General features: G+C 65.3%; 14 protein-coding genes and 2 tRNA genes. 8 read left to right on the forward strand and 8 right to left on the reverse strand.

The annotated features are described in order from the left end of the window. Window positions 1-21: 21 nt before the first annotated feature. Both CSW57_RS19945 and CSW57_RS19950 read right to left on the reverse strand, forming a co-directional pair. Entirely contained in the window at window positions 22-435 is a 414-nt protein-coding gene (locus tag CSW57_RS19945; protein WP_099384233.1) for a Fur family transcriptional regulator, read from the reverse strand. Next, complete coding sequence (locus CSW57_RS19950) at window positions 432-782, reverse strand: ArsR/SmtB family transcription factor (protein WP_099384649.1); 351 nt, start codon at window positions 780-782, stop codon at window positions 432-434. Before CSW57_RS19950 ends, CSW57_RS19945 begins: the two co-directional genes overlap by 4 nt. 215 nt (window positions 783-997) lie before the next feature. Between CSW57_RS19950 and CSW57_RS19955 the strand changes: the two genes are divergently transcribed. The 5 genes from CSW57_RS19955 (at window position 998) to dnaG (ending at window position 6909) form a co-directional block, all read left to right on the forward strand. Then, complete coding sequence (locus CSW57_RS19955; RefSeq protein WP_023953943.1) at window positions 998-2386, forward strand: glycine--tRNA ligase; 1389 nt, start codon at window positions 998-1000, stop codon at window positions 2384-2386. 61 nt (window positions 2387-2447) lie between these two features. Further along, complete coding sequence (locus CSW57_RS19960) at window positions 2448-2948, forward strand: hypothetical protein (RefSeq protein ID WP_099384234.1); 501 nt, start codon at window positions 2448-2450, stop codon at window positions 2946-2948. A 141-nt stretch (window positions 2949-3089) separates the two neighbouring features. Beyond that, on the forward strand, window positions 3090-3560 hold the full coding sequence (locus CSW57_RS19965; RefSeq protein ID WP_023953939.1) for a cold-shock protein: 471 nt from the start codon (window positions 3090-3092) through the stop codon (window positions 3558-3560). After that, on the forward strand, window positions 3553-4857 hold the full coding sequence (locus CSW57_RS19970; protein ID WP_099384235.1) for a deoxyguanosinetriphosphate triphosphohydrolase: 1305 nt from the start codon (window positions 3553-3555) through the stop codon (window positions 4855-4857). The genes CSW57_RS19965 and CSW57_RS19970 overlap by 8 nt, the downstream gene beginning before the upstream one ends. A 108-nt stretch (window positions 4858-4965) precedes the next feature. Next, window positions 4966-6909, forward strand: coding sequence for a DNA primase (gene dnaG / locus CSW57_RS19975; protein ID WP_099384236.1), 1944 nt, complete (start codon window positions 4966-4968; stop codon window positions 6907-6909). 10 nt (window positions 6910-6919) lie between these two features. On the opposite strand, the gene CSW57_RS19980 is transcribed toward dnaG, so the two are convergent. Beyond that, complete coding sequence (locus CSW57_RS19980) at window positions 6920-7165, reverse strand: hypothetical protein (RefSeq protein WP_023953933.1); 246 nt, start codon at window positions 7163-7165, stop codon at window positions 6920-6922. Window positions 7166-7351: 186 nt separating this feature from the next. On the opposite strand from CSW57_RS19980, the gene CSW57_RS19985 reads away from it, so the two are divergent. Together CSW57_RS19985 and CSW57_RS19990 are read left to right on the forward strand one after the other, a co-directional pair. Next, window positions 7352-7424: transfer RNA gene (locus CSW57_RS19985), tRNA-Asn, on the forward strand. A 152-nt stretch (window positions 7425-7576) separates the two neighbouring features. Further along, window positions 7577-7650 (forward strand) — tRNA-Ile (locus CSW57_RS19990). Between the two features lie 160 nt (window positions 7651-7810). Here the strand turns inward: CSW57_RS19990 and CSW57_RS19995 are convergent. The 3 genes from CSW57_RS19995 to CSW57_RS20005 form a co-directional block, all read right to left on the reverse strand. Beyond that, window positions 7811-8020 carry a hypothetical protein gene (locus CSW57_RS19995; protein ID WP_099384237.1) on the reverse strand — a complete coding sequence of 70 codons (210 nt, stop codon included), beginning with the start codon at window positions 8018-8020 and terminating at the stop codon, window positions 7811-7813. Between the two features lie 65 nt (window positions 8021-8085). Next, window positions 8086-8298: a hypothetical protein gene (locus tag CSW57_RS20000; RefSeq protein ID WP_223249360.1), complete on the reverse strand. Its 213-nt coding sequence runs from the start codon at window positions 8296-8298 to the stop codon at window positions 8086-8088. Window positions 8299-8376: 78 nt separating this feature from the next. After that, window positions 8377-9255, reverse strand: coding sequence for an alpha/beta fold hydrolase (locus tag CSW57_RS20005; protein WP_099384238.1), 879 nt, complete (start codon window positions 9253-9255; stop codon window positions 8377-8379). A gap of 131 nt (window positions 9256-9386) precedes the next feature. Here CSW57_RS20005 and CSW57_RS20010 point away from each other — a divergent pair, with 131 nt between their 5' ends. After that, window positions 9387-11360 (forward strand): AfsR/SARP family transcriptional regulator, encoded by a 1974-nt coding sequence (locus tag CSW57_RS20010; RefSeq protein ID WP_099384239.1) that lies wholly within the window; start codon window positions 9387-9389, stop codon window positions 11358-11360. 23 nt (window positions 11361-11383) lie between these two features. On the opposite strand, the gene CSW57_RS20015 is transcribed toward CSW57_RS20010, so the two are convergent. Together CSW57_RS20015 and CSW57_RS20020 are read right to left on the reverse strand one after the other, a co-directional pair. Further along, window positions 11384-12529: an FAD-dependent oxidoreductase gene (locus CSW57_RS20015; protein ID WP_099384651.1), complete on the reverse strand. Its 1146-nt coding sequence runs from the start codon at window positions 12527-12529 to the stop codon at window positions 11384-11386. Window positions 12530-12689: 160 nt separating this feature from the next. Continuing rightward, a complete protein-coding gene (locus CSW57_RS20020) occupies window positions 12690-15518 on the reverse strand; it encodes a BTAD domain-containing putative transcriptional regulator (protein ID WP_099384240.1) in 2829 nt (942 codons plus the stop codon). Between the last annotated feature and the right edge of the window lie 76 nt (window positions 15519-15594).

Consider the following 15594-nt stretch of genomic DNA (forward strand, 5'->3'; position numbering starts at 1 on the left):
CGGCAGCCTCCACGGGCCGGTTCAGGAGCAGGCACCACAGCGGCCGAACACCTCGACCGTGTGACTGATGTCGACGAACCCGTGTTGGGCCGCGACCTCGGTGGCCCACTGTTCGACGACGTCGGCCTGCACCTCCACGGTGGTGCCGCATTCGCGACAGACCAGGTGGTGATGGTGGTCGTTCGACGAGCAATGCCGGTATACCGATTCGCCCGAATCGGTCCGCAGCACATCGACCTGACCGGCGTCGGCCAAGGCCTGCAGGTTGCGGTACACCGTTGTCAGCCCGATGGATTGGCCGGAGGCCTTGAGTTGATCGTGGAGGTCCTGGGCGGACCGGAATTCCTCGCTGCCCGAGAGCAATTCGGCGATGGCGCTGCGCTGCCTGGTGGATCGGACGCCGGTGACCGGACGCTGTTCGGTTCCTGAGCTCATGGCCGGGCCTCACCGTTCGTGGACTCCTCGGTCGCGTGTGCGATCGCATCGGTGACGATGTGCGCGAGGTGGTCGTCGACGAGCGTGTACAGCACCTCTCGGCCCGAACGGCGGCCCTCGACGACGCCCGCCGATTTGAGTACCCGGAGATGCTGGCTGATCAGCGGCTGCGGTACCGACAACGCACCTACGAGTTCGTGCACGCATCGTCCGCCGGAGAGCAATTCGAGGACGATTGCGATCCGGACAGGAGCCGACAGCGCGCGGAGCAATTCGCCGGCAGCGTCGAGGACCTGCTTGTCGACACGGTTCTCGGCGGATGGCCTGACTGTTCCCGCGGCAGCCATCTCTGATTGGCCGGTACCGGCGGAACGGCCGCTGAGGGGTTGGGTTGTCACGACTACTCCCGGGGTTCGTACGAACGAAAGCTCTTGACAACCATTTTCATATGCGTTGGACGCTATGTCAAACGTGGCGCGCTCGGCCAGGACGTCCGCGGCCGTGTCCCGGCCGCGCGCTGCCGGGGGACGAAGGCCCCGCACGCGACCGTTAGGCTAGTCGCGTGGCAGGCAAAACCAATCTCGTGGAAACCGTCGTCAACCTCTGTAAACGACGGGGGCTGGTGTATCCGTGTGGAGAAATCTACGGCGGCACCAAGTCGGCCTGGGACTACGGCCCTCTCGGCGTGGAGCTCAAGGACAACATCAAGAAGCAGTGGTGGCGGAACATGGTCACCTCGCGCGATGACGTCGTCGGTCTCGACTCGTCGGTGATCCTGCCGCGCCAGGTGTGGGAAGCATCCGGCCACGTGGAGACCTTCAGTGACCCCCTGGTCGAGTCGCTGCACACACACAAGCGCTACCGCGCCGACCATCTCATCGAGGCCTACGAGAACAAGCACGGCCACCTTCCGCCCAACGGACTGGCCGACATCAACGACCCGGAAACCGGTCAGCCCGGATCGTGGACCGAACCCCGAGCGTTCTCCGGTCTGATGAAGACCTTCCTCGGCCCGGTCGACGACGAGGCCGGCCTCCACTACCTGAGGCCGGAAACCGCGCAGGGCATCTTCATCAACTTCAAGAACGTGATGACGACAACCCGCAAGAAGCCGCCGTTCGGCATCGGGCAGATCGGCAAGAGCTTCCGCAACGAGATCACGCCGGGAAACTTCATCTTCCGTACCCGTGAGTTCGAGCAGATGGAGATGGAGTTCTTCGTCAAGCCGGGCGAGGACGAGACCTGGCATCAGTACTGGATCGACTATCGGCTCAAGTGGTACACCGACCTCGGTATCGATCGGGACAACTTGCGTCTGTACGACCACCCCAAAGAGAAGCTGTCGCATTACTCCAAGGGAACGGTGGACGTGGAGTACCGCTTCGGATTCGCCGGAGGCGAGTGGGGCGAGCTCGAGGGTGTGGCCAACCGTACGGACTTCGACCTCGGGACCCACATCAAGCATTCGGGCGAGGACCTGTCGTTCTTCGATCAGGCGTCTGGCGAGCGCTACGTGCCGTACGTGATCGAGCCGGCTGCCGGCCTGACCCGCTCGCTGATGGCCTTCCTCTGTGACGCGTACACCGAAGAGCAGGTCCCGAATGCCAAGGGCGGCACCGATACCCGCACGGTTCTCAAGCTCGATCGGCGACTGGCCCCGGTGAAGGTGGCCGTGCTCCCGCTGTCGCGCAACGAGCAGTTGTCACCCAAGGCGAAAGACCTCGCCGCCGAACTGCGCCAGAACTGGAATGTCGACTTCGACGACGCCCAGGGCATCGGCAAGCGGTACCGCCGCCAGGACGAGATCGGCACACCGTTCTGCGTCACCATCGACTTCGACACCCTCGAGGACAACGCGGTGACCGTGCGCGAGCGCGACACCATGACCCAGGAGCGGGTCGCCCTGGACAAGGTCGTCGAGTATCTGGCCGTCCGCCTGATCGGCTGCTGACCGCAGGCGCCGCTGCCTATGATCGCCGTAGGCAGCGTCGCCGATCAGTCAGGAGCGGGTCATGAAGAAGGTCTTGAAGTCTCTGTCCGAGGACGAGTACCGCTTGGTTCGCGAAACCAAGCGAAAGCAACTGACCGACCTGGACGAGGACTCTCTGATCGCATTGCACGTGCGCACCCGCCGGGCCCGGAACAAACACGTGAAGAACTATCGGCAGGCCGCGGCGCAATCCGTACGTGCGAAGGGCGGACGCGGTGCCGCCCGACCGGCCACCAAGCACAATGCGGCGAAGGCGGAGGCCTTCGAGGCCGCTCTGGCTCGGGTGAGTAGACAGCTGGGTGTTGTCGCGAAACGCAGCGCTGCCGAGCTCAAGAAGGAACGCCTGTCGAATGCCAAGGGCGAGGGCACTTCGTTCAGCGGTCCTGCCGACGGCAAGGGCACAGTGATCTCCGAGGGCACCACCCGCGCTGACAAGACGCGGAAGTCTCCCGGCCGCAAGAAGATTGCGGCGTCGTCGAAGGCGGCGGGCAAACGTCGGCAGGCAAAGAAAGACAATCGCTGACGACCAGTGTGGTCGTGCCGTGGACGGATTCGGCACTGAACTGTCTGAAATCCGTCTGATCTGGGATACTCGGATTCTGTAGCAAGCCGTCTGGGTGCGCATGGGGCGCGGCCGAGAGTGACGGCAGGAGAGTGGGTAGTTGTGTCTGTAAGCGGGAAAATCGTTCATTTTGATCCCAACAAGGGATTTGGGTTCTTGGCACCCGACGCCGGTGGCTCGGATGTATTCCTCCACATCAACGACATCGACATCGACGAGCATTCGCTCAAACCCGGTGCGGCCGTCGAGTTCGACATCGAAGAGACCGACCGGGGATCCAAGGCGATCAATCTGGTGGTGACCGGTGCGGCACCCGCCGGATCCGCTCCGGAGCGTCCGCGGCGTTCAGAGGGCGGGCGCGACAGCGGACGCCCGGACCGCAAGCACGACAGCCGCGACGACCGCCGCAAGCCGCGTCACAACGATGCGGCCACCCTGGATGCGGGCACCTTCTCGGAGGAGATCACCGAGCTCCTGCTCGACGCTTCAGGAACTCTGACCGCCGCTCAGATCCTGGCGATCCGGCAGCGGGTCACCGACTTCGCCATCGCCCGGGGCTGGGTGTTTGACTGACTCGTCCGCGGGAACGCCCCCGCCGGTCCTACGAGCCGAGTACAACGAGGCCGATGTTGAGCGGCTGGTCCCCGAAGGCTCAAAAGTGGCCGGACTCGCCGGCACCCGCAACGACTATCGCAGTGCCTTCGCCCGGGATCGGGCGCGGGTTCTGCACTGTGCCGCGCTGCGCCGGTTGGCTGACAAGACCCAGGTCGTCGGTCCGCACGAGGGTGACACCCCCCGTACCCGGCTCACCCATTCCCTCGAGGTCGGCCAGATCGGCCGCGGGATCGCTATCGGGGTGGGATGCGATCCCGACCTGGTGGACCTTGCGGGCCTGGCGCACGACATCGGACACCCGCCGTACGGCCACAACGGTGAGCGCGCGTTGGACGAGGTCAGCAGCGAGTACGGCGGCTTCGAGGGCAACGCCCAGAATCTTCGCATCCTGACGCGGCTCGAACCGAAGATCCTTGACGCGGAAGGACGCAGCGCAGGGCTCAACCTCACCAGGGCGTCGCTGGATGCCACGTTGAAGTATCCCTGGACGCGGCCGTCTCCCGGTGCGAAGTTCGGCGCCTATGGCGATGATTCGGCGATGCTCGACTGGATCCGCAACGGCCGCACCGATACCCGGCAGTCGCTCGAATGTCAGGTGATGGACTGGTCGGATGACGTGGCCTACTCGGTGCACGATGTCGAGGACGGCGTGATGGCCGGGCGCATCGACCTGCGGAGCCTCGGCAACCCCACCGATCAGCGCGACCTGGCCGCGGTCGGGCTGCGCGAGTTCCCCGGCCCCGAAGAGAACGTGCTGATCGAGGCGGCAGCCCGCCTGTGGGGCATGGACATCGTGAACGAGGTGGGGGAGTACGACGGGACACTTGCGCGCTCAGTCGCTCTCAAGCGGCTCACCAGCGAACTGGTCGGCCGTTTCGCGTCCGCCGCGATCAGCATGACCCGTCGAGAGGCTCAGGAACGCGGTGTCAGCCGCTACCAAGCGGATCTGGTCATCCCGCCTGCCGTGGCAGCCGAGGTGGCGGTGCTCAAGACCCTGGCGTTGCGGTTCATCTTCTCCGATCCACGCCATCGCGCCCATCAGGCCCGCCAGCGTGACCGGATCCATCGGGTCGCCAACTGGCTGGTGCACGCCGCCCCCGGTGGTCTCGACCCGTTGCTGGTTCCCGCGTGGCACCAGGCAGCCGACGACGCAGGACGCATGCGCGTGATCATCGACCAGATCGCGTCGATGACCGAGGGCCGTCTCGAGCGCATGGACAAGCAGAACCTCGGAGCGTCAGCCCACCTCGGCTAGCCCGGTCCTGGTGGGTTCTGGTGAGCGTTTGCGCAGGTCGGCGTCGCCGGAACCCACCATTTTCGGGGGGCGGGTACCGACCGCCCGCAGCGGCCTAGACTTGCTGTCGTGGCAGGCCGAATTCCCGATCGCGACATCACCGCTATCCGCGAAAAGGCACACATCGAGGAAGTTGTCGGTGAGTATGTCGCTCTGCGCAAGGCCGGCGCCGATTCACTCAAGGGACTGTGCCCGTTCCACGACGAGAAGTCGCCGTCGTTCCATGTTCGGCCCAACCACGGTCACTTCCACTGCTTCGGATGCGGTGAAGGCGGCGACGTCTACACGTTCCTGCAGAAGGTGGAGCACGTCAGCTTCGTCGAAGCTGTCGAGCAGCTTGCCGACCGGGTCGGGTACCAGATCAGTTTCGAAGGGGGCGGCACCAGCGTCGCCCGTGATCGGGGGACCAGGGCACGACTGGTGGCGGCCAATGCCGCCGCCCAGAAGTACTACGCGGAGCAACTCAAGACTCCTGAAGCACAGACTGCCCGCGATTACCTCACCGAGCGGTCGTTCGACGGCGCAGTGGCGCTGAAGTTCGGCTTGGGCTATGCGCCGGCCGGCTGGGACAAGATGACCAAAGCCCTGCTGTCTCAGGGTTTCGAGTTCGCCGAACTCGAGGCCGCGGGGCTCTCGAAGCAGGGTCAGCGCGGCCCCATCGACCGGTTCCATCGCCGTCTGCTCTGGCCCATCCGCAACCTCGGCGGCGACGTCATCGGTTTCGGTGCCCGCAAGTTGTTCGACGACGACAACATGGGCAAGTACATGAACACGCCAGAGACCATGTTGTACAAGAAGTCCCAGGTGCTGTTCGGGCTTGATCACGCCAAGAAATCGATTGCCAAGGGCCATCAGGCCGTTGTGGTGGAGGGTTACACCGACGTGATGGCGATGCACCAGGCCGGCGTCACCACGGCGATCGCCTCGTGTGGCACCGCGTTCGGCGAAGACCACCTCGCGCTGCTGCGTCGATTGATGATGGACGACAGCTACTTCCGAGGCGAGGTGATCTACACCTTCGACGGTGACGAGGCCGGGAAGGCTGCCGCGCTCAAGGCATTCGAGGGTGAACAGAGCATCGCCGGTCAGACTTTCGTCGCGGTGGCGCCCGACGGGATGGATCCCTGCGAGCTGCGCCAGCAACACGGCGACGCCGCCGTTCGGGATCTCATCGCCCGGCGCATCCCGATGTTCGAGTTCGCGGTGAAGGCTCTGCTGGGCAACTACGACCTGGATACGGCCGAGGGGCGGGTACACGCTCTGCGGGAGGCGGTGCCCGTTGTCGCACGAATCCGGGACGTGGCGCTACGGGACGAGTACGCGCGCCAGCTGGCCGGGTGGGTCGGCTGGGACGACACCTCGCAGGTGTTGCGGCGGGTGCGCGAAGAAGCGGGCAAGCAGGCCAAGGCGGCCCGATCCGGCGCCGCGGACACGTCGAAGAACCGAGACCGTCGGGTTGATGCAGTGCAGGACGCAGATCGCCCGAAGGCCGACTCGAAGACGCCGACCGTGGTTCGCCCACGTCCGTCCGATCCACGGTTGTGGGCGCAACGTGAGGCGCTCAAGGCAGCGCTGCAGTATCCCGCCATCGCCGGGACGGTGTTCGATTCCCTGCCGCCCGAGTGCTTCACCGAGCCCGCGTACCAGGTCATCCGCGAAGCCATCGCATCCGCTGGGGGCACGGGGACGTCGCATGGGGGAGCGCAGTGGGTGGACAGTGTCAGTCAGTGCCTCGAAGGCGCTGTGCTGGAGTCGCTGGTGACCGAACTCGCCGTCGAGTCGATGCCGGTGTCGGAGTACATGATTCCCAAGTACGTCGGCAGTGTGCTGGCCCGGCTGCAAGAAGTGTGGGTCGGCGCGCAGATCGCCGATCTCAAGTCGAAGCTACGTCGTATGTCACCTGGCGACGACCCCGACGCCTACAACGCGCTGTTCGGCGATCTGGTGGCCTTGGAGGCCTACCGGCGCAGCCTGCTCGAGCAGGCCGTGGCGCCCACTCAGGACGTCGGCTGACAGGTTGGGATCAGTTGTTGCGGACCTCGTCGGGGCCCAACACGGTGGTGGTGTCGTCGATCTCGCGCAACTCGGTGAGTTTGGGCTGGGTGCTGAGCTTCTCCGACAACTTCTGCCTGCCCACGTCCACAGCCTTCTTGGTGGCGGGCGACGCGGCGACGGTGCGGTAGGCGCGATTGATCTGCTCGTAGCGCTTGCGACCGGCTTTCGCCCCGAGGACGTAACCGACGCTGACAGCGGCGAGGAATCGAACCATAGGAAGTCTTGCCTCCAGTGCAGGTGACGGGCGAACACGGCGCCGTGTTCGCGATTGCTCGCCCCATCCTGCCTGATGTGGTCGTCGCACGCGGAACTCGCCTGGTCGAACGCCCCGCGAGCAGGCGATTTGGCATGTTCCCGCACCTGTAGGCTAAAGTCATTGTTCGGCGCTCGCGCCAGATATTCCCCCATAGCTCAATTGGCAGAGCTTCCGACTGTTAATCGGACGGTTACTGGTTCGAGTCCAGTTGGGGGAGCAGATAAGCCCAGGTAGACCGGTTTTCGCCGGAGCGCCTGGGCTCTTTTGTGTCCAAGGGTCGCGCCAGCGGGACTCGCGGCGGGTCGAGTACGACGTGGTGCGCGTGGCTCGGTAGCATCAGCACGTTCGCAGCGTCGTTGACGCAGCCTCGGGGCGGTAGCTCAGTTGGTTAGAGCCGTGGACTCATAATCCATTGGTCGCGGGTTCGAGCCCCGCCCGCCCCACCGCGGACACAGAAATGCCCCTTGGCGCGAGCCAAGGGGCATTTGTGCCGGAAGGGTCGGGGGATCTCCCAGCACCAGTGGTTCGACTCATCTATGGATCTGGATGGGTCGGCCGCGAATCAATTTCGCAACCCACCGGGAAATCCGACTTCCCTCCCAATCAAGCCCGCCGCGGAACCTCGAGTCCACGCTGCTCGGCGATTTTGTTTGCATTGTCAAGTTGCGCGATTCTCTCGTCGTACGATGTGCGATCACCGTTTGCTTGAAGTGAATCGAATTCCATTTGCACAAGCTTGGTCTGGTCGTGGATGAATGAGATGAGCTCGTCGTCGTTGAGGTCATCCGGTGCGCGGTTCGAGGTGTCGTCCATCGCACCATCATGGACCAAGCTGCAGCTCTACAACGGTGGAACCGGCTGCGAGACAGCCCGGGAACTCAGCCTTCTCGATGAATCCGAACCAGCTGCAGCGCGCCCGAGATCGCGACGATCGGCCAGCAGACGATCCCGACCCACAAGCTGACGTTACGTTCGCCGTCGATGAGGTCGTAGACCGCAAGAGCCGTCAGTAGTACGCCGGCAAGGACGCAGAACCACGCGAGGGTGGAGCGTGCCGACGAGCCCAAGGGCGATTTGTTCGCAGAAGTCACCGAACGAAAGTACATCTGCGCACGCGGTAATGCAGGGTGTATCGAACTGTCAGCCGCATGCGCGGGTAAGTTCGCGAATTACCGCAACAGCAGTTCGCGAATCGCCCCGGAGATTTCGTCCGGTGATTCTTCCGCCATGAAATGCCCGCTGTCGATGATGCGGTGCTCTACATCGATTGCCCACTTCTGCCACAGTGCCTCGGCATCGAATCCCAGAGCTGAGCCCCAGTCCTGAGCAATGACCGTCACCGGCATCGACAACCGTCTGGATGCGTTCAGATCTTCGAGATCGTGCTGGACATCGATGCCGGCCGAGGCGCGATAGTCGGCAACGATCGAGGGCACGGCGTTCGTGCTTGCGGCGAGGTACTCACTACGCACGTCGTCGGGGATGGCTTGTGGATCCCGCGTCCAGATGTCGAGGAAGTAGCCGAAGAAGGCGTCGGCGCTCGCCGCGATCATCGTCTCTGCCAGGCCGGGCGGCTGTGCCATCAGGTAGAGGTGGAAGCCCACTGCCGCCGAAGTGCCGTGCATGACGTCCCACATGTCGAGCGTGGGAAGCACATCGAGCGACGCCAGATGGGACACGACGCCCGGATGATCGAGGGCGGCCCGGAACGCGACCAGCGCGCCGCGGTCATGCCCGACCAGGGCGAACCGCGCATGACCGAGCGCGGCCGCGACTGCGACGATATCTGCGGCCATGACCCGCTTGGAGTACGTCGAGGAGTCGGCGTCGGCCGGTTTGTCGCTGTCGCCGTATCCCCTCAGATCGGGACAGATCACGGTGTGGTCGGCGGCCAGATCCGCCGCGACGTGACGCCACATCAGGTGGGTCTGCGGGAATCCGTGCAGCAGCACGATCGGGCTGCCCGTACCTGCGGTCGCGACATTCAGTGCGACGCCGTCGGCGACGGGGATCTTCTGGTACCCGAAGTCGGGAATGGACGGTTTCATGGGAGGCCTCTCTGGCGAACGTTGATGTACCTCGTCACCGTGCCGCGTCCCGATGAGCATCCAGTCAGCACGAATCCCATTCGCGACGCCCCTCGCCCCGGCAGAGCCGAGTCGGCGGGGACAATGGTCATGTGTCGATCGAGTTCAGCGTCTTGGGGTCGGTCACAGCCTACGACGGCGAAGGCAACACGATCGCCCTCAAAGGCCCCCGCCATCGAGCCGTACTCGCCCGATTGCTCATCGCCCGGGGCAGGAGCGTGCCTCTGGCAACGCTCATCGACGACCTGTGGGAGGACCCTCCGCCGGACGCCGTCGGCGCGATGAGGACATTCGTCAGCGCCTTGCGACGAGCCATCGAACCCGAACGGGCACCACGGTCGCCGGCTCGGTTGCTCGTGACCGAGGGAACCGGCTATGCGTTGCGTGCAGGCGCATCCGATGTGGACGCATGGCGATTCGGCCAGGCCGTCGAGTCGGTACGAGACCTCCGCCCACAGGACGCGCTGACCACACTGCTCGACGCGCTGGCACTCTGGCGTGGCCCGGCCTACGCGGACTTTCTCGACGAACACTGGAGCCGCTCTGAACGATCCCGCCTCACCGAAGTACGCCTGCACGCGGTGGAACTCCTGGCGGAGGCTCGCCTCGACCTGGGTCTCGACGCCGAGGCGATACCCGATCTCGATTCCCATGTCGCAGAACATCCTTGGCGCGAGGAAGGCTGGCGGTTGCTGGCCCTCGCGTTGTATCGGACGGGCCGGCAGGGGGATGCGCTCACCGTTCTCCGGCGGGCTCGTGGGCTGTTGGTCGATCAGCTGGGCGTCGAGCCGGGCCCCGCCCTCGTCGACTTGTACACCGACATCTTGCGGCAGTCGCCGAATCTGGGTTCCACTTCGCCGATCCGGCAGAGCGCGCAAGGAGTGTGGGCGCAGACCACCGCAGCTTACGACCGGGCTGTGGCGGCCGGCTCGCGAGCTCGGCTGCGTTCCACCGTCGACCTGCTGCGCAGTCTCGCCACCACCGGAGGCGAAGGGCTGCGGGTGGCGCAGCAACAGCGCCTCGCCACGATTACTGCTGCCGAGGAACTGGGTGACGTCGGTCTGACGGCCAAGGTGATCGGGGCATACGACGTCCCGGCGATCTGGTCACGGTCAGACGATCCGGAGAACGCGGCAACAGTTGTCGCTGCCGCCGAGAGGGCGCTGGCGACCTTGGCTTCCGGGCCCGTAGCTTCGATCCGCGCCAGATTGCTGGCGACGATCGCTCTGGAGAGCAGGGGATCATCGGATCCGCGGGCAGCGGCCGCCGCCCGCGAAGCCGAACAGATCGCGCGTAGCGTCGACGATCCGGGCCTGTTGGCCTTCGCGCTCAACGGAGTGTTCATGCAGTCCTTCTCGCGCGCCGGTCTGGCCGGTAGGCGCGCCGCCATCGCCAGTGAACTGATCACCCTCTCCACCCGGCACGACCTCGTCACGTACGAGGTGTTGGGTCATCTGATCGCGATGCAGAGTTGCTGTGCCACCGGTGATCTGACGGGCGCCGATGATCATGCCGCTGCGGCGGATCGGCTCGCCGAAGGCTACGAATCACCGCTGGTGGCAGTCTTCACGCAGTGGTTCCGAGCGATGCGGCTCGCGTTGACCGGCGCTCCGTTCGACGACGTCGCTGTGGCGTACCGTGCGGCAGCTTCCGGGTCGGGGAACGCTGGTATGCCCGGACTGCATCAAGGCCTGCTTGCTCTCGCTCTCCTGTCGTTGCGCCTTCAGCGGGCGCATCCACCGCAGGCCTCAGACGGAGGCGACACGGACTGGGGGCCCTACGAACCCTGGGTGCGCCCCCTCCTCTTGGCCGCTCAGCACCGCGGCGACGACGCGACAGAAGCCCTTCGACAGCTCGCCGATCCGCCGCCTGACCATCTGCAGGAGGCGCTGTGGTGCCTCACAGCGCGGGCCGCCATCGCTGTGAACGACCGCGGAATGATGACTCGTGCCCATCGGGCGCTCCTACCGGCCGAGGACGAGATCGCCGGAGCAGGAAGCGGACTGCTGACTCTTGGACCCGTATCGAACTACCTGCACGAACTCGCAGGTGCGCTGGCGCGCTGATCACAGACGCGTCCGACGTCCGATCAGGTGGGCATCATGCCGGCGCCTCGATCCATCCGGAACCGAGGTGCCGGCTGTGCCTGGCCGGTCACCAGATCGGCGATCATGCTTCCGATCAACGGCGCGAACTTGGCCCCGTGTCCCGAACAGGGTGAGGCGACCACCAAGGGGCCACTGCGGTCGAGGATGAAGTCTTCATCACTGGTCATCGTGAACAGGCAACTCGACTCGGCGATCGGTTCGGGATGCACGGCAGGCAGCCATTCACTGACGTAGTCGACGACGTCCTGTCTTTGCTCATCGGTGATGCGGCCGTCCCGACTGCCGGCAGTGGTGGTGACGCCGTCGTCGAATCGCGCCACCTTCATCGCAGGCACCGGAACGTCCTCGCCCGAGGCCAGTCCGTACATCTGACGGCCGTCCATGTGGACAAAGGTCGGAAGGGTGGGGTGACCGGGCCGCATCGGGAAGTGGAACACCTGTTGTTGACGGATGGTCAAGGGCGGCAACACTTTGTCATCAGGGCGCCCGAACTCGAGGAGTGCGCCGGCGAAGTCGGGTAGCCAGGCGCCCGCGGTGAGCACCGTCACGTCGGCGATGATCTGATCACCGCCGGCCGTGCGCAGGGTGACCTCGCCCGTCGGTGTCGGATTCGCATCGACGACCCGGGTCCGGGGAAGGATCTGCGCGCCCGCCTCAGCTGCGAGCGACGCGGCCGCGAACACGGTGCTCTCCGCGTCGATCACACCCGAACACGGGTGGAACATCACGTCGGTATCGAACCGCATGCCCGGCCAGCGCCGGGTCGCCTCGGTGGGGGAGAGCAACTCGTGCTCGACGCCGTGCAGAGCCATCTGCTCGGCCAGGGTCGCCGGCATGCGCTGGAGTCCGTGGTCGAGGCCACCGGTACCGGTGATCAGAGTCGTGCGGGATTCCTGTTGCAGGGCCTGCCACTTCTCCAGTGCCAAGCCGGTCATCGCGACGTACAGAGGATCGGGATACGCGCGGCGGAAGATCCGAGAACGCCCATGCGAACTGCCATGGGAATGGCCGAGATCAAATGCTTCGATCAACGCGACCGACAGACCGCGCCCGGTGAGCTGCCACGCGGCGCATGCCCCCATCAGCCCTGCACCGACGATGGCGACGTCCACCCGGTGCGCCGTCATGGCTTGCCGGTCGAACCCGGCGGGCGTCGACCGGTGACCGGAACGGGTTGCCGAGGGTCGTGCTGGATGCTGAACCTCCTGGTGGAGACCATGGTTGACCAGTATGGAACCGGCCGCGGGGGCTGTCCACTCGAGCCGGAGAATGGCCAGGAAGGCCGCGTCACCTGACGTCGGGTACGCCGACCCACCGGTACACGAGGTCGCGGACGCCGGCCAGGCCCAGGGTGCGTCCGACAGCGGATTCCACCGCGAACACATCCGGGTCTATCTCGTCGCGCATAGTGGCCCCGAATGCCGCGAGCTCCACCACATCCATCCGCTCGGGTGAGAACCCGGTGAGTTCGGTCAGGTCATCCACGGCTCCGATCAGCTGCGCAGCCGCAGCCGGCTCAGAGCGGCGGAACAGGACGTAGGCGAGTGTGAAGAGGCCCACCATCGCCGAGGTGAGGTCATCGGCCCGCTCGCAGTACGCAAGCATGTGTCCGAGCTTTCGTTCGGCGGGGCCGTTCCAGTTCTCTTGTGCGATATCGCTTTTGGCATGGATCCAGAGGATCGAGGCAGCGCACCAGTCATAACCGCAACCGCGGGCGGTCTCCAGCGCGGTGGTGAAGTGCGCTGCAGCGGAGGCGTGATCGCCGGCACGGAAATCTGCGGTGCCCAGCGACATCAACGATTCGGCTGCGGTCCACGGGTAGCTGTATCGCCGCGCGATCTCGAGCGCGACTGCTGCATGCTCCCGGCCGGCATCCACCAGGCCCGAGCCGGATTCGAAAAAGGCGAGGGTGACCGCTGCGTCGCCGCGGGCAACCTGTTCGTCTGTGTCCGCAGAGTTCACATCGAACGTCGCGAACACCTCCCCGAGAGTGCCCAGGGCAGCGAACAGCGCCGGGAGATCGGCGGCCAGGTAGCTCATGATGGTCCGACCGGCGATGGCCCGGACCCTCGTCGCGATCGGGATGTCGGTGGGAGCGGTCAGTGCCGGTGCGAGCATCCGCATACCTTCATCGGTGTGCCCGCGGCGGTACCAGAACCAGTACACGTTCCCGACCACTTCGAGGTATGTCTCCAGTGAGGTGCTCTCCCGAGAGAGCGCGGCGCGGATGTTGTCCATGTCGGCCCCGAGCGTGCGCGTCCACGCCAGGCATTGCGGGCCGCGCAGTCCGAGGTAGGCGTCGGTGGCCACCGCAACCACCCACGCTGTGTGCGCCAGTTCGAGCTCCCTCGCTCGTGCCGGATCTTGTTGCGCGAGGGCGTAACTGCGCAGCGTCTCGAGCATGAGATACCGCCGTGGATCTCCGCCGACGGCCTTGAGCATCGACTTGTCGATCAGGGCGTTGAGGTCGGTGAGAAGATGTCGGTGCCGCGTGACCTGTCTCGCCGCGTCCAGATCGAATCCGCCACTGAACACCGCCAGATCGCAGAACAGTTGCTGCTGACTGTCGGTGAGGGAGAAGTACGAGCCGTCGATGGCTGCCTGCATGGTGGCGTGCCGCTTGTTGGTACGGGGTCCGCCGCGCAACACATCGAAGCGGTCGTCGAGCATGTCGATGATCTGACGAACGGAGAGGGTCGAGGACTGGCCGGCGGCGAGCTCGATGGCCAGAGGCATGTGATCAAGTGCGGCGCAGAGGTGTTCGATATCAGCATGCTCGGCATCGGCGGCGGCCGAGCCCGCCCGCTCGAGAAACAGGTCCGCAGAATCGTCCAGCGGCGGCATCTCGTAGACGGTCTCCCCGGCGACGCCGATTGCTTCTCGACTCGTGGCCAGGATCTGGATCTTCGGACACGTCTGCAGCACGGTGGTGACGAGTGCGGCGACCTCGTCGAGCAGATGCTCGCAATTGTCAAGAACGAGAAGGAAATCGCGGTCGTGCAGAAGTGAGGTGAGTACGCCGATTCCGCCGGAGACGGTCAGGCCGAGCGTCGCGATGACGGTGTCCAGCGTGTCACCGGGACGGGTGACCCCGGCGAGCTCGATCAACCAGGGCCCATCGGCATCTTTGCGTTCACGGGCCACCTCGAGGGCAGCGCGGGTCTTGCCCATCCCGCCCGGGCCGGTGAGCGTGACCATCCGATGTGAATCCAGCAGCTCACCGATCTGCTCGATTTGTTCTTCGCGACCGACCAGAGAGGTCAGCGCCAAGGGAATGTTGCCGGTCGGACGCTCCGGATTACCGACTGGCCCGGGCGCGGTGACGGTTGCCGCATCTCTCTCGCGTGGCATGAGGACCGGGTCCTGCCGCAGGATGGCGTCCTGCAGTTCGAGCAGGCTCTGCCGGGGATCGGCACCCAGCTCGTCGGCAATACGGCTGCGTGCCTCGCGCAACGTCTGGAGGGCGTCGCCCTGGTTGCCGGCTCGATAGTGGGCCAGAGCGAGTAACTCCCAGGCACGTTCGCGCAGGGGATCGGTCGCGATGATCGATTCGAGCTGCGCTGTGACGGCGGTGAACTCGCCGCAATCAGATCGCGCGGCAAGCAGGTCTTCGGTGGCATCTGCCCGCAGACGTTCTAGCCGCACCGTCTCGATGGCGGCGAAGTCCCAGTTCGCCGCATCCGCATACGCCGGGCCCCACCACAGTTCGAGTGCCTCGGAGAGGGTGCGCCGGGCGGATTCGCTGTCGCCGGAAACCAACTGGTCACGGCCTGCGGTGGCGAGCGTCTCGAATCGGGCGGCGTCGACCTGGCCGGGGTCGACCACCAGGGCGTACCCGGTGCCCCGTCGGACCAGGATCTCCGGTGCCGCGCGTCCGCGCTCGGGTTCGAGGGCTTTGCGCAGAGCTGCCACGTATGTCTGCAGCGTCAGCTGGGCCGAACGAGGCGGGTTGTCGCGCCAGAGATCCTGAATCAAGGTGGAGTCGGGGACCATGTGGCCGTTCGACATGATCAATCTCGCCAACAAGGCGCGGGGGAGAGGACCACCCAGGGTGACCGGTTCACCGTCGCGAATGATGGTGAGTGCGCCGAGAACTCGCACCGAGATGTCAGACATAGACACCGACGATAGAGACATCTGTGCACCTTCGACACCCGAGCGGGTAGATCACCCCGCGAACTCCGAGCTCGTG

It is taken from the genome of Williamsia muralis, assembly GCF_002735905.1.
Taxonomy (GTDB): Bacteria; Actinomycetota; Actinomycetes; order Mycobacteriales; family Mycobacteriaceae; genus Williamsia; species Williamsia muralis_A.

Coding starts and splice junctions, on each gene's coding strand:
- CSW57_RS19945 (WP_099384233.1), bottom strand. CDS start 435: ATGAGCTCAGGAACCGAACAGCGTCCGGTCACCGGCGTCCGATCCACC.
- CSW57_RS19950 (WP_099384649.1), bottom strand. CDS start 782: ATGGCTGCCGCGGGAACAGTCAGGCCATCCGCCGAGAACCGTGTCGAC.
- CSW57_RS19960 (WP_099384234.1), top strand. CDS start 2,448: ATGAAGAAGGTCTTGAAGTCTCTGTCCGAGGACGAGTACCGCTTGGTT.
- CSW57_RS19980 (WP_023953933.1), bottom strand. CDS start 7,165: ATGGTTCGATTCCTCGCCGCTGTCAGCGTCGGTTACGTCCTCGGGGCG.
- CSW57_RS19995 (WP_099384237.1), bottom strand. CDS start 8,020: ATGGACGACACCTCGAACCGCGCACCGGATGACCTCAACGACGACGAG.
- CSW57_RS20005 (WP_099384238.1), bottom strand. CDS start 9,255: ATGAAACCGTCCATTCCCGACTTCGGGTACCAGAAGATCCCCGTCGCC.
- CSW57_RS20015 (WP_099384651.1), bottom strand. CDS start 12,529: ATGACGGCGCACCGGGTGGACGTCGCCATCGTCGGTGCAGGGCTGATG.
- CSW57_RS20020 (WP_099384240.1), bottom strand. CDS start 15,518: ATGTCTGACATCTCGGTGCGAGTTCTCGGCGCACTCACCATCATTCGC.